The 13,801-nt window shown below is 67.8% G+C and carries 10 protein-coding genes; 6 read left to right on the forward strand and 4 right to left on the reverse strand.

Translation table 11 applies throughout. From position 1 onward, the window contains the following. The first annotated feature begins 4 nt into the window (after window positions 1-4). A complete protein-coding gene (locus WS54_RS29475) occupies window positions 5-820 on the forward strand; it encodes an alpha/beta fold hydrolase (RefSeq protein WP_059780742.1) in 816 nt (271 codons plus the stop codon). 171 nt (window positions 821-991) lie between these two features. Here the strand turns inward: WS54_RS29475 and phnY are convergent, their stop codons facing one another. Both phnY and phnA read right to left on the reverse strand, forming a co-directional pair. After that, window positions 992-2,446 carry a phosphonoacetaldehyde dehydrogenase gene (gene phnY, locus WS54_RS29480; RefSeq protein ID WP_059780741.1) on the reverse strand — a complete coding sequence of 485 codons (1,455 nt, stop codon included), beginning with the start codon at window positions 2,444-2,446 and terminating at the stop codon, window positions 992-994. Between the two features lie 27 nt (window positions 2,447-2,473). Further along, entirely contained in the window at window positions 2,474-3,712 is a 1,239-nt protein-coding gene (phnA, locus tag WS54_RS29485) for a phosphonoacetate hydrolase (protein WP_059780816.1), read from the reverse strand. Between the two features lie 208 nt (window positions 3,713-3,920). On the opposite strand from phnA, the gene WS54_RS29490 reads away from it, so the two are divergent. The 5 genes from WS54_RS29490 (at window position 3,921) to WS54_RS29510 (ending at window position 10,556) form a co-directional block, all read left to right on the forward strand. After that, on the forward strand, window positions 3,921-4,976 hold the full coding sequence (locus WS54_RS29490; protein ID WP_059780740.1) for a putative 2-aminoethylphosphonate ABC transporter substrate-binding protein: 1,056 nt from the start codon (window positions 3,921-3,923) through the stop codon (window positions 4,974-4,976). A 94-nt stretch (window positions 4,977-5,070) separates the two neighbouring features. After that, window positions 5,071-6,162 (forward strand): putative 2-aminoethylphosphonate ABC transporter ATP-binding protein, encoded by a 1,092-nt coding sequence (locus WS54_RS29495; RefSeq protein WP_059780815.1) that lies wholly within the window; start codon window positions 5,071-5,073, stop codon window positions 6,160-6,162. Continuing rightward, entirely contained in the window at window positions 6,159-7,886 is a 1,728-nt protein-coding gene (locus WS54_RS29500) for a putative 2-aminoethylphosphonate ABC transporter permease subunit (protein ID WP_059780739.1), read from the forward strand. The genes WS54_RS29495 and WS54_RS29500 overlap by 4 nt, the downstream gene beginning before the upstream one ends. 47 nt (window positions 7,887-7,933) lie before the next feature. Beyond that, window positions 7,934-9,064 carry a 2-aminoethylphosphonate--pyruvate transaminase gene (locus tag WS54_RS29505; RefSeq protein WP_059780738.1) on the forward strand — a complete coding sequence of 377 codons (1,131 nt, stop codon included), beginning with the start codon at window positions 7,934-7,936 and terminating at the stop codon, window positions 9,062-9,064. Window positions 9,065-9,167: 103 nt separating this feature from the next. Then, window positions 9,168-10,556: an FAD-dependent oxidoreductase gene (locus WS54_RS29510; protein ID WP_059780737.1), complete on the forward strand. Its 1,389-nt coding sequence runs from the start codon at window positions 9,168-9,170 to the stop codon at window positions 10,554-10,556. 91 nt (window positions 10,557-10,647) lie between these two features. On the opposite strand, the gene WS54_RS29515 is transcribed toward WS54_RS29510, so the two are convergent. Both WS54_RS29515 and WS54_RS29520 read right to left on the reverse strand, forming a co-directional pair. Continuing rightward, on the reverse strand, window positions 10,648-11,373 hold the full coding sequence (locus WS54_RS29515; RefSeq protein WP_034208715.1) for a phosphonate utilization associated transcriptional regulator: 726 nt from the start codon (window positions 11,371-11,373) through the stop codon (window positions 10,648-10,650). Between the two features lie 212 nt (window positions 11,374-11,585). Further along, window positions 11,586-13,757: a phosphocholine-specific phospholipase C gene (locus WS54_RS29520; RefSeq protein ID WP_059780736.1), complete on the reverse strand. Its 2,172-nt coding sequence runs from the start codon at window positions 13,755-13,757 to the stop codon at window positions 11,586-11,588. Between the last annotated feature and the right edge of the window lie 44 nt (window positions 13,758-13,801).

The following is a 13,801-nucleotide window of genomic DNA, read 5'->3' on the forward strand; positions in this document are numbered from 1 at the left end:
GCCGATGCTCGAACTCCCGAACCGCTTCAATTTCGAAGGCCACCGGATTGCATGGGGCACGCTCGGCGAAGGCCCGCCGCTCGTGCTCGTACACGGCACGCCGTTTTCGTCGCAGGTATGGCGCCGGATCGCGCCGTGGCTCGCGCGACGCCATCGCGTGTATTTCTACGACCTGCTCGGCTACGGCCAGTCCGACATGCCGGACGCGGACGTGTCGCTGGGCCGTCAGAACGCGCTGTTCGGCGCGCTGCTGAACGAATGGCGACTCGCGCGGCCGCGCGTGCTCGCGCACGACTATGGCGGCGCAACCGTGCTGCGCGCGCATTTTCTCGACGGCATCGCGTATGCGGATCTCACGCTCGTGAACCCGGTCGCGATCGCGCCGCAAGGCTCGCCGTTCGTGCGTCACGTCGCGCAGCACGAAGCCGCGTTCACCGGCTTGCCCGCGTACGCGCATCGTGCGCTCCTGTCGGCCTATCTCGGCAACGCGGTCGCGCAGCCGTTGAGCGAAGACGTGCTGTCGATCTACCGTGCGCCGTGGCTCACGCCGGCCGGCCAGGCCGCGTTCTATCGCCAGATCGCGCAGATGCGCCAGCGCTACATCGAGGAAGCGGAGGCCCGCTACGCGCCGCCGGACTTTCCGGTGCGCATCGTGTGGGGCGAGGAAGACGCGTGGATTCCGCTCGAGCAAGGACAGGCCCTGGCCGATCGCATCGCGAACGGCCAGCTGATCCGCGTCCCTCGCGCGGGCCACCTGGTTCAGGAAGATGCGCCGGAAGCGATCGTCGCGGCCGTGCTCGACGGGTACGCACGGCGCTGAGCCGGTACCGCGTCTCGCGTCACCACACCGGCACGCCTGCGCCGTTCGAGAGGTCCGCGAATTCTACCGACGCGTCGCGGCCCGGCAAAAACGCGAATCGGCCGACGCTACGCGCCGATCGAACCACGCCCGCGCCGGCTGCGATGCCGGCGCGGGCGCGTGACACGTCGCTTACCACGGCAACGAATACGTCTTCGTATTCGTGAAGCTCTTCATCGCCTCCTGCACGCCCTCCTTGTAGCCGAGCCCCGAATCCTTCACGCCGCCGAACGGCGTCAGTTCGAGTCGATAGCCCGGCACCTCGCGCACGTTCACGCTGCCGACTTCCAGCTCGGTGATGAAGCGCGTGATGTGGTCGAAGCGATTCGTGCACACCGACGACGACAGCGCGTAGTCGGTGCTGTTCGACATCCGGATCGCTTCGTCGATGTCGCGAAAGCGCATGATCGGCGACACCGGGCCGAAGGTTTCATGCTTCACCAGCGGCATGTCGGGCGTCACGCGATCGACGATCGTCGGCGAATACAGCGCGCCGTCGCGCACGTTGCCGACCAGCAGCCGCGCACCGCGCGCGATCGCGTCGTTCACCTGCTGCTCGCAGAACTTCGCGGCCGCTTCGTCGATCACGGTGCCCATGTCGATCGACGGATCGGACGGATTGCCGTACGACCACGCACGCGTTTTCTCGACGACCAGCTCCGTGAAGCGATCGGCCACCGCCTCGTGCACGAGCATCCGCTTGATCGCCGTGCAGCGCTGCCCCGAATTCCTGTACGAGCCCGACACCGCGAGCGTGCTCGCTTCGTCGAGATCGGCGTCTTCCATCACGATGATCGGATCGTTGCCGCCGAGTTCGAGCACCGCGCGCCGGTAGCCCATCCGCGCGGCGATCGACTTGCCGATCGACACGCCGCCGGTGAACGTGATGAGATCGATCGCCGGGTTCGTGATCAGCTCGTCGGCGATCTCCTTCGGGTCGCCGGTGATCACCTGCAGCATCTGCGGCGGCAGGCCGGCTTCGTACAGGATGTCCGCGAACAGGTAGCACGACAGCGGCACCTTCTCCGACGGCTTCACGACGATCCGGTTGTTGGTCGCCACCGACGGCACGATCTTGTGCGCGACCTGGTTCATCGGGTGATTGAACGGGGTGATCGCCGAAATCACGCCGAGCAGCGGGTCGCGCTGCGTGTACACGCGGCGCTTCTTGCCGTGCGGCGTCAGATCGCACGAGAAGATCTGCCCGTCGTCCTTCAGCACTTCGCCGGCGCCGAACGTCAGCACGTCGGCCACGCGGCCGGCTTCGTACGTCGAATCCTTGATGCACAACCCGGCCTCGGCCGTGATCAGCGCCGCGATCTCCGCGGTGCGCGCACGCACGATGTCGGCTGCGCGGCGCAGGATCGCCGCGCGATCGTGGCGCGTGAGCGTCGGCCGGTACGCATGCGCGACCGCGAACGCGCGGCGCACGTCGTCGAGCGTCGCCTTCGGCACGGTGCCGACCAGCGCGCCGTCGTACGGGTTGCGCACGTCGATCACCGCGTCGCGGTAGATCCTTTCACCATCGATTCGCAGTGCTTCACGACGAAGCGTGCGGACATCCGACGATTCTGCAATGGCGTTCATGAGTGTCTCCTGGCGGATGCGTCCGCGTCACTGCAGGTGGTTGAGCGCGATGTCGATGATGTCGAAATTGCGCAGCCGCGCGCGGCCCGCGACGTCGGTCGCGACCGGCTTGCTGAAGATCAGCGGCACGATCTGCTCGGAGATCCCACCGTGCGAGCGCAGCGGCACGTCGAGGCCCGACAGGTCGTGCTTGATGCGGCGCGTGCCGAGCACGACGTCCTGCTTCGAGATCACGATCAGGTCGCCCATCCGTGCGGGCGGCAGCTCGAAGCGCGCGCAGCCTTCGGCGCCCGTCAGCACGACTTCGATGCCGTCGACCGCGGCGAGCCGCGCGCGCAGCGCATCGGCATCGGCCGTCGCCGGCACGTAGACGGTCGCGAACGAACCGAGCGCACCGTGGTGCACGACGTACGGATCGGTGATCGGCAGGATCACGCGCGCCGCATCGTGGCCGAGCCATTCGTCGAACAGCTCCTGCAGGTAGATCACGTTCGGCTCGCCGGTCTCGTCGTCGTGCTTCGCGTTCATTCCGTGATCGGCCGTGATCGCGACGATCGCGCCGAGTTCGTCGAGGCGCCGCAGGTACGTGTCCATCATCGCGTAGAACGCGTTCGCGCCGGGCGTGCCGGGCGCGCACTTGTGCTGCACGTAGTCGGTGGTCGACAGGTACATCAGGTCGATCGGGCGCGTCTCGAGCAGGCGCACGCCGGCGGCGAACACGAACTCCGACAGGTCCGCGCTGTACACGCTCGGCACCGGCTTGCCGACCAACTCGAGCACGTTGTCGATGCCGTTTTCCTCGATGCTCGCTTCGTCGGCCTTCTCCGACGAGAAGCAGATGCCCTTCAGCCCCTTGCCGAGCAGGCGGCGCAGCTTGTCCTTCGCGGTGACGACCGCGACGCGCGCGCCCTGTTCGGCGAAGGTCGCGAGCACGGTGGGCGCGACCAGGTACTTCGGATCGTTCATCAACACCTCGGCGCCGGTGTCGCGATCGTAGAAGTAGTTGCCGCTTATCCCGTGGATCGCCGGCGGCACGCCGGTGACAATCGACAGGTTGTTCGGGTTCGTGAAGCTCGGCACCACGCACTCGCCCTTGAGCGCCGTGCCCGGCTTCAGCAACGTGCGCAGGAATGGCGCGACGCCGGCCTCGGCGGCTTCTTCCAGATATTCGTATGCGCAGCCGTCGACGCAGACGACCACCACGGGCCGGCTCATCCAGTTGTAGCGGCGGCCGTTCACTTCCACGGATACAGGCGTTTCAGACATGACGTTCATTCCTTTCAGGTCGAAGGGGTGAGCCGTCGGCGCCCGCGCCGCGCCGAAGGGAGGTGTTTTCCATGCTTGACATTAAAATTGATGATTTGTAGATTGTCAACAACATGCAGAGAACAGAAAGCAAAACAACGGTGCAGCAAGAGGGCTGGTCTCCACTCATCCGCCGCGCGCCGCGGCGCTACAGTCAAGGGGTCTGAAGATGAACGAAGTGCCGGTACACAAGCGTTTCCATGCATGGGCGACGGGCGCGGCCCGTGTCGCGGTGGCCGTGGCCGTCGCGCTCGGCGCCGCTGAGGCGGCGCACGCGAAGACGTCGCTGCTCGTCTACACCGCGCTGGAAGACGAGGCGATGAAGCCCTACAAGGACGCATTCGAGAAGGCGAACCCCGATATCGAGATCCGCTGGGTGCGCGACTCGACCGGCTCGGTCACCGCGAAGCTGCTCGCGGAGAAGAACAACCCGCGCGCGGACGTCGTGCTCGGCCTCGCCGCGTCGAGCCTCACGCTGCTCGACCTGCAAGGCATGCTGATGCCGTACGCGCCGAAGGGCTTCGACCAGCTCACGCGCAAGTACAGCGACGCGAACACGCCGCCGCACTGGGTCGGCATGGACGTGTGGGGCGCGACGATCTGCTACAACCGCGTCGCCGCGCAAGCGAAGAACATCCCGAAGCCGACGTCGTGGGAAGACCTGACGAAGCCGGTCTACAAAGGCGCGATCGTGATGCCGAGCCCGGTGTCGTCGGGCACCGGCTACCTCGACGTGACCGCATGGCTGCAGACCTTCGGCGACGACAAAGGCTGGAAATTCATGGACGCGCTCGACAAGAACGTCGCGCAGTACGTGCATTCGGGCTCGAAGCCGTGCACGCTCGCCGGCACCGGCGAATTCCCGATCGGCATCTCGTTCGAGTTCCGCGGCCACGAACTGCAGGCGCAGGGCGCGCCGATCGATCTCGTGTTCCCGAAGGAAGGGCTCGGCTGGGACATGGAAGGCACGGCGATCATGAAGACGACGAAGCAGCCCGACGCCGCGAGGAAGCTCGCCGACTTCATGGCGAGCAAGGAAGCGAACCAGATCACCGCGCGCTGGTGGGCGATCGTCGCGTATCCGGGCGTGGCGCGAAAGCTGGCCGGCATCCCCGACAACTACCCGGACCTGCTCGTGAAGAACGACTTCGTGTGGTCGGCCAAGAACCGCCAGTCGATTCTCGATACGTGGCAGAAGCGTTACGGGGCGAAAGCGCAGCAATGACGCTGCCCGCGGCGGGGTCGCGCCGCACGCCGCCCCGCGTCACCCTTTCCGTCGTCGAACCCGGCCCCCGGGCCGCCCCTCCATGGAGGCGCGCATGGCACCTTATCTGAGCGTGGAACGCATCGAGAAGCGGTACAACGACACGCAAGTCCTCACCGACATCGACCTGAGCGTGATGAAGGGCGAGATGATCTGCTTTCTCGGGCCGTCCGGCTGCGGGAAGACCACGCTGCTGCGGATCATCGCGGGGCTCGAGACGCAGAACGCCGGCCACATCATGCAGGACGGCCGCGACATCTCGCGGCTGCCGCCGCAGTTGCGCGACTACGGGATCGTGTTCCAGTCGTATGCGCTGTTCCCGAACCTCACCGTGTACGACAACGTCGCGTACGGGCTCGTGAACCGCAAGATGAAGCGCGACGCGATCCACGAGCGCGTGCATACGCTGCTCGCGCTGGTCGGTTTGCCCGACAGCCATCGCAAGCACCCCGGTCAATTGTCCGGCGGTCAGCAGCAGCGCATCGCGCTGGCGCGTGCGCTCGCCACGTCGCCCGGCCTGCTGCTGCTCGACGAGCCGCTGTCGGCGCTCGACGCGCGCGTGCGCGTGCGGCTGCGCCAGGAAATTCGCGCGCTGCAGCAGCGGCTCGGCGTGACGACGATCATGGTCACGCACGACCAGGAAGAAGCGCTGTCGATGGCCGATCGCATCGTCGTGATGAACCACGGCGTGATCGAACAGATCGGCACCCCGCTCGAAATCTACCGGCAGCCGGCATCGCCGTTCGTCGCGGATTTCATCGGCCGCGTCAACACGATTCCCGCCGAAGTCGCGCACGACGGCACGCTGCGCGCGGGCGCGGTCGGCCTCGATTGCCGCCACGGTGCGGCCCGCCCCGCGCAGGGCGCGGCGGTGTCGGTCTACGTGCGGCCCGAGGACCTGCGCATCCGCGTGCCGGGCGAGACGCCCGACAACGTGCTGGCCGGCCGCGTCGAGAAGCTCGAATTCCTCGGCGCGTTCTGCCGCGTGAGCTTCCGGATCGACGGGCTCGACGGCCAGGAGATCGTCGCCGACCTGTCGTATCGCGACGTCGACCGCACCGGCGTGCAGGCCGGCGCGCGCATCGACCTCGCGCTCGATCGCGAGCATGTCCGCGTGTTCCCGTGCGCGAAGGAGCGACTGCAATGAGCACCGTCCTGACCGAGCGCCGCCGCGGCACGTCCGCCCCCACCGACGTGCGACAGATCACGCACTGGCACGACCGCATCGCCCAGCTCGCGCTCTTCGCGATGGCCGCGCTGATGTCGCTGTTCCTGCTGCTGCCGCTCGCGCTCGTCGTGCAGAAATGCTTCGTCGACGCCGACGGCCGTTTCGTCGGCGCGCACAACTTCGTCGAGTATCTCGAGGACAGCGGCGTGCTGCGCTCGATGTTGCATTCGCTGACGGTCGGCGCGCTCGTCACGGCGATCGTCGTGCCGATGGCGTTCACGTTCGCGTATGCGCTGACGCGCTCGTGCATGCCGCTGAAGAACGCCGCGCGCACGATCGCGCTGCTGCCGCTGCTCGCGCCGACGCTGCTGTCGGCCGTGTCGTTCATCTACTGGTTCGGCAACGCGGGGCTGCTCAAGCCGCTGCTGCACGGCCATTCGATCTACGGGCTGCCGGGCATCGTGCTGAGCATGGTGTACGCGTCGTTCCCGCACGTGCTGATGATCCTCGTCACCGCGCTGTCGCTCGCGGACGGCCGGCTCTACGAGGCCGCCGACGCGATGGGCACGGGTCGCATGCGCAAGTTCTTCACGATCACGCTGCCCGGCGCGAAGTACGGGCTGATCAGCGCGACGATGGTCGCGTTCACGATGTGCATCAACGACTTCGGCGTGCCGGTCGTGATCGGCGGCTCGTACAACGTGCTGTCGACCGACATCTACAAGCTGATCATCGGGTTGCAGGATTTCAACCGCAGCGCGGTGGTGAGCCTGATGCTGCTGTGCCCGGCGCTCGTCGCGTTCGGCATCGACTTCTTCGTCCGCCGTCGCCAGCAGTCGCAGCTCGGCGCGCGCTCGACGCCGTACCAGCCGAAGCCGTCGCGCGGCTTCGACGCCGCGATGCTCGCGTACTGCGCGCTCGTGTGCGCGTTCTTCATCGCGGTGGTCGGCATCTCGGTGGTCGCGTCGTTCGTGAAGTTCTGGCCGTACCAGATGAGTCTCGGGCTGCAGCACTACCGGATGGGATTGATCGCGGCCGGCATCTTCGACGCGTACAAGAACAGCTTGCGGATGGCCGCGACGGTGGCCCTCGGCGGCACGATCGTCGTGTTCGGCGCCGCGTACCTGATCGAGAAGACCCGCGGCGCGCGCTGGCTGCGCGGCTTCATCAGCCTGTGCGCGATCTTGCCGATGGGCGTGCCGGGGCTCGTGCTCGGCATCAGCTACATCTTCCTGTTCAACGCGCCCGGCAATCCGCTGAACGGGCTGTACGGATCGCTGTGGCTGCTCGCGATCGTCACGGTCGTCCACTACTACGCGTCGAGCCACCTCACGGCCGTCACCGCGCTCAGGCAGATCGACGGCGAGTTCGAGGCCGTATCCGCATCGCTGAAGGTGCCGTTCTACAAGACCTTCCTGCGGGTGACGGTACCCGTGTGCCTGCCCGCGATCCTGCTGATCGCGCGCTACCTGTTCGTCAACGGGATGGCGACGGTGTCGGCCGTCGCGTTCCTGTACTCGCCGGACACGCAGCCCGCATCGGTCGCGATCCTGAACCTCGACGACGCGGGCCAGATGGGCCCGGCCGCCGCGATGGCCACGCTCGTGCTCGCGACCTCGTCGTTCGCATGCGTGCTGTTCGCGTGCATCTCGCATCGCCTGCTGCGCCGTACGCAGGCGTGGCGCCATCCGCATCGCCGTTGAATTCCCGCCGCATTCCCGTGACGTCCCGACTTCATCAAGGAGACACCATGACGCTCGCCGCCCAGCCCATCCTGCTCACCCCCGGCCCCCTGACGACCTCCGACCGCACGCGCGACGCGATGCTGCGCGACTGGGGCTCGTGGGACGGCGATTTCAACGCGATCACCGCGCGGCTGCGCGAACGGCTGCTGCAGATCGTGCACGGCGAGGGCACGCACGAATGCGTGCCGCTGCAGGGCAGCGGCACGTTCTCGGTCGAGGCGGCGATCGGCACGCTCGTGCCGCGCGACGGCCACGTGCTCGTGCCGAACAACGGCGCGTACTGCCAGCGCCTCGCGAAGATCTGCCGCGTGCTCGGTCGCCGGCTGACGACGATCGACTACCGCGAGGATCGCCGCGTCGATCCGGCCGACGTCGAGCGCGCGCTCGCCGCCGATCCGACCATCACGCACGTCGCGCTCGTGCACTGCGAAACGGGCGCCGGCGTGCTGAACCCGCTGCACGACGTCGCGCAGGCCGTCGCAAAGCACGGGCGCGCGCTGATCGTCGATGCGATGAGCTCGTTCGGCGCGATCGACATCGACGCGCGCACGACGCCGTTCGACGCGGTGATCGCCGCGTCCGGCAAGTGCCTCGAAGGCGTGCCGGGGCTCGGCTTCGTGATCGCGAAGCGCAGCGCGCTCGAACGCAGCGAAGGCAACAGCCACTCGCTCGCGATGGACCTGTACGACCAGTGGGTCTACATGCAGCGCACGACGCAGTGGCGCTTCACGCCGCCGACGCACGTGGTCGCCGCGCTCGACGCAGCCGTCGCGCAATACGTCGACGAAGGCGGACTCGCCGCGCGCGGCGGCCGCTATCAGCGCAACTGTCGCGCGCTGATCGACAGGATGCGCGCGCTCGGCTTCCGGCCGTTCCTCGATCCGGCGATCCAGGCGCCGATCATCGTCACGTTCCATGCGCCGGACGATCCGAACTACGATTTCAAGCGGTTTTATCAGGAGGTCAAAAAGCGCGGCTACATTCTGTATCCGGGCAAGCTGACCGAAGTGGAGACGTTCCGCGTCGGCTGCATCGGCCATTTCGGCGAAGCCGGGATTCCGGGCGCCGTCGCGGCCATTGCCGACACGCTGAAAGCGATGGGCGTGCGCCGCGTATCGGCCGAAGCGGCGGCGTGACGAGGTGACGCGATGCACCCGGCCGCGTGCGCACGCGCATGCGGCCGCCCGTTTTTCCCGGCCGTGCGTCGCGCGGCCCCTTACCTTATCGACGAACCTTCCGATGCGCCCCTTCTGGATCGAACAAGCGCTGTTCAACGACGGCGATCTCGCCCCCGCGCTGCAAGGCGCGACGCAGGCCGACGTGTGCATCGTCGGCGGCGGCTACACGGGCCTCTGGACCGCGATCCAGGCGAAGCAGCAGCACCCCGCGCTCGACATCGCGATCCTCGAAGCCGACCTGTGCGGCGCCGGCGCGAGCGGGCGCAACGGCGGCTGCCTGCTCACCTGGTCCGCGAAATTCCTGACGCTGCGGCGTCTGTTCGGCGAAGCCGAGGCGATCCGGCTCGTGAAGGCGTCGGAAGCGGCGGTGCAGCACATCGCCGATTTCTGCCGCGCGCACGACGTCGATGCCGAATTGCGGCTCGACGGCACGTTGTACACCGCGACGTCCCACGCGCAGGTCGGCACGCTCGCGCCGGTGCTCGACGCACTCGCCGCGTGCGGCATCCACAGCTACGAGCCGCTGCCGCCCGCCGAAGTCGCGCGCCGCTCGGGCTCCGCGCGCAATCTCGACGGCGTCTACTCGCCGATCGCCGCGACCGTGCATCCCGGCAAGCTCGTACGCGGGCTGCGCCGCGTCGCGCGCGCGATGGGCATCCGCATCTACGAACGCACGCCGATGCTCGACTTCACGCCCGGCCAGCCGGCCGTCGTGCGCACGCCGTCGGGCAGCGTCACGGCGGGCAAGCTCGTGTTCGCGATCAATGCGTGGATGGCGAGCCGTTTCCCGCAGTTCGAACGCACGATCGCGGTCGTGTCGAGCGACATGGTGATCACGGAGAAATGCCCCGAGCTACTCGATCGGACCGGGCTCGTGGACGGCGTGTCGGTGCTCGATTCGCGGATCTTCGTCTACTACTACCGAACGACGGCCGACGGGCGCCTGATGCTCGGCAAGGGCGGCAACACGTTCTCGTGGCGCAGCCGCATCGCGCCGGTGTTCGACCGCCGCTCGCCGTACGAGGCGCAGCTCACACGGAGCCTGCGCGCGTTCTTCCCGTCGCTCGCGGACGTGCCGATCACGGCAAGCTGGAACGGGCCGTCGGATCGTTCGGTCACGGGCTTCCCGTTCTTCGGCCGCCTCGACGGCGCGCCGAACGTGTTCTACGGGTTCGGTTATTCGGGCAACGGCGTCGGGCCGACCTACATGGGCGGGCAGATCCTGTCGTCGCTCGTGCTCGGCCTCGACAATGCGTGGACGCGCAGCCCGCTCGTGCGCGGCCCGCTCGGCCATTTTCCGCCGGAGCCGATCCGCTACGTCGGCGCGCACGTCGTGCGCAACGCGATTCGCCGCAAGGAACGCGCGGAAGACGAGAACCGGCAGCCGTCGGTCGTCGATACGTGGCTCGCGAAATTGGCGAGCGCGGCGGGGAAGGCCGACAAGGCGTGACGATGCGTCGGCCCGAACGCGCAACGAAAAAGGGACGCGGCGACGCGTCCCTTTGCCGATGCGCGGCAGCCCGCGCGAACATCGCCGACGCTTATGCGCCAGCCTTCTCCCGCGCCGCCTTGCCCGCCGCGGGCAGCCCCTGCTCGTGCGTGCGACGCATCCGCGCGAGGCCGTGCGCGACGTGCTCGCGCACGAGCGCGACGGCCTTTTCCTCGTCGCCGGCCGCGAGCGCCTGCACGATCTTGTCGTGCTCGGCCGCCGACACGGCGATCGCATCCTCCTCGGCCTCGATCGCAGCCTGACGCAGCAAGCCGAGCTGGCGCACGAGCCGCCGGTAGGTATCGGTGAGATGCGTATTGCCGACGCCGACGACCATCGCGTCGTGGAACTGCACGTTCAACTCGGTGTAGCGCGTGACGTCGTGCGCCTTCGCGGCGTCCTTCATCGACTGGATGATGCCCTTCAGCACCTTCAGCGTGTCGGGCGAGATACGCTTCGCGAGCGCGCGCGCGACCGATTCGTCGAGCATCGCGCGCACTTCGTAGATCTCCTCGGCCTCGCGCAGCGGCACGACGCGCACGGTCACGCCGCGGTTCTTCTCGTTGCGCAGCAGGCCGGCCTGCTCGAGCGCGCGGAACGCTTCGCGCACCGGGCCGCGCGACACGTTCAGCTTGGTCGCGATCTCGACTTCGTTGAGCTTCTCGCCCGGTGCGTATTCGCCGGAGACGATCGCGCGCTCGAGCATGTCCTGGACGATCATCGCGAGCGACTGGCTTTGCAGGAGTTCGATGGCGCTGAGCGCGTTCGGGGCAGTCATGGTCGGGGCAGCGGGCTGGGGTGAAACGACGGCGCCATATCGGCGAATGATCCTTGTATACCCTCACCCCGGCATATTGTCAACAGTTTTCAGTTTCCAAAAGCCAACCCCGCGTGCCCGCACACGGGCGGCCCCCGGCCGGCATGCAACCTGCACGCGGCGCTCGCGCGATGCGGGGAACCGCCCCGCTTCGCGCGACGCCGGCACAACCGTCAGGCTGTGCGCTTCACCGGCCCCGGATCGCTGTGGCTCGGCCGGCCCGTCTCGACGTGGCCCGCGAAGCGGCGCACGACCTTGTCGTCGCCGCCGCGCAGCGTGGTCGCGGTGATCGTCAGATCGTACCAGCCGTGGCTCGACGACAGCTCGAAGTGCCCTTCGACGCGCTCGCCCGGCTCCAGCGTGTAGGTGCGCGCCTGCGCATGGCTGTACGCGTTGTCGACCGTCACGCGGCACGTCGCGCGCCCGCTATTGCGCAGTTGCAGGTACACGTGACGGTTGCGCACGTCGTAGCCGATCTTCGCTTCAGGGTTCGCGTGGCGGCCGTCCGCGGCGAGCCGCGTGTTGCCCTGGAACTCGCACAGATAGCCGTTCGGGCCGTAGGCGGCCAGATGGTACTCGCCGCGCGCGGCCGACGTGCTCCACGTATCGACGAAGCGGTCGTGCGCGGACACCGCGTAGCGGCGCGGCGGCGTCGCCGGGTTGCGGCGGTCGTACACGTAGAACGCGGCACCGGCGTCGCCGGTGTTCGCGAAGTCGAGCGACACGGTATCGTCGTGCGCGCCCACGCGGCTGTGCACGAACAGCTCGTACGGCAGCGCACGCGCCGGACGCGTGCCGGGTTCCTGCGCCGGCATCGACTGCTGCGCGGGCACCTGGTACGCCTGGCCGGCCGTCGCGATGTGCTGCGGCACCGTGAAGCTCACCGTGCGCGTGTCGGGGCGCGCGGAAAAGTCGAACGCCGACGTGAGATCGCCGCAGATCGACCGGCGCCACGCGCTGATGTTCGGCTCCTTCACGCCGAAACGCGCTTCGAGGAAACGCAGCACCGACGTATGGTCGAACGTCTCCGAGCAGACCCAGCCGCCCTTCGTCCACGGCGAGATGATGATCAGCGGCACGCGCGGCCCGAGGCCGATCGGCTGGATGCCGCCCGGATCGGCGCCCGGCACGAGCGGGCTCATTTCGCCCGGGTACTTGTTCAGGTCGAGCAGCTCGTCGCCGAGGTTCGACAGCAGATTCGACGACACGATGCCCTGGCCGCCCACGCCGCTCGTGACCGGCGGCACCGGCGGCACGACGTGGTCGAACAGCCCGTCGTTCTCGTCGTAGTTGAGGATGAACACCGTCTTCGCCCACACCTCGGGGTTCGACGTCAGCGCCTCGAGCACCATGTTGATGTAGAACGCGCCGTCGGTCGGCGACGCCTGCGGGTGCTCGCTGTACTTGTACGGCGACACGATCCACGACACCTGCGGCAAGCGGTTGGCCTGCACGTCGGCCTTCAGTTCGGCGAGCGTGTGGTTCGACGCGCCCTTGTCGACCAGCGGGCCGCTCGCGCCTTCCTTCACCTGGAAGCGCTTGAAGAACATCAGCGAGTTGTCGGTGTAGTTGTCGGTCGGGTCGCCCGGGATGCCGGTGCCGCCCTGGTACACCTTCCAGCTGATCTTCGCGTCCTCCAGGCGTTCGGCGTAGGTCGTCCACGTGTAGCCGTTCACGTCGTTGCGCTCGCCGATGCCCGGGCCGTTCGGCGCGCTGCCGTAGACGTTGCGCGAGTCGACCGTGCCGGTCCACAGGTAGATGCGGTTCGGCGCGGTGTCCGCGTGCGCGGAGCAGAAGTACGAATCGCAGATCGTGAACGCGTCGGCCAGCGCGTAGTGGTACGTGAGGTCCTGGCGCTTCAGGTAGCCCATCGTCAGCACGTCCTGCTTCTGGTTCACCCACTGATCCCACTGGCCGTTGTTCCAGGACAGGTGCCCGCTGCTCCAGCCGTGGTTGGTGCCCGGCTGGAATTCGGTCGTCTGCTTCGGATCGAGATAGAACGGCAGCACGTACGGCGCCGACGGATCGAGCCCGCGCGAATGGTAGTTCTTCGTGAACACCGACGCCGGCGGTTGCTGCCACACCGGCGCGCCGTTCGGCAGCAGGTGCGGACGCGGGTCGTCGAAGCCGCGCACGCCGCGCAGCCCGCCGAAGTAATGGTCGAACGAACGGTTTTCCTGCATGAAGATCACGACGTGCTCGACGTCGCGGATCGTGCCGGTGCGATAGGCGGCCGGCATCGCCAGCGCATTGCGGATCGCGGGCGGGAAGCCCGCATAGGCGGCCATCGCGCCGGCCGACTGCGCGGCGAGGCGCAGGAAATCGCGTCGATTGTTCGAGGACATGAAGAGAGCCTTGTGGTCGGAGGGAGTGGGGTCGCCGGGCGAGC

This window comes from Burkholderia sp. NRF60-BP8 (assembly GCF_001522585.2).
In the GTDB taxonomy this organism is placed as follows: Bacteria; Pseudomonadota; Gammaproteobacteria; order Burkholderiales; family Burkholderiaceae; genus Burkholderia.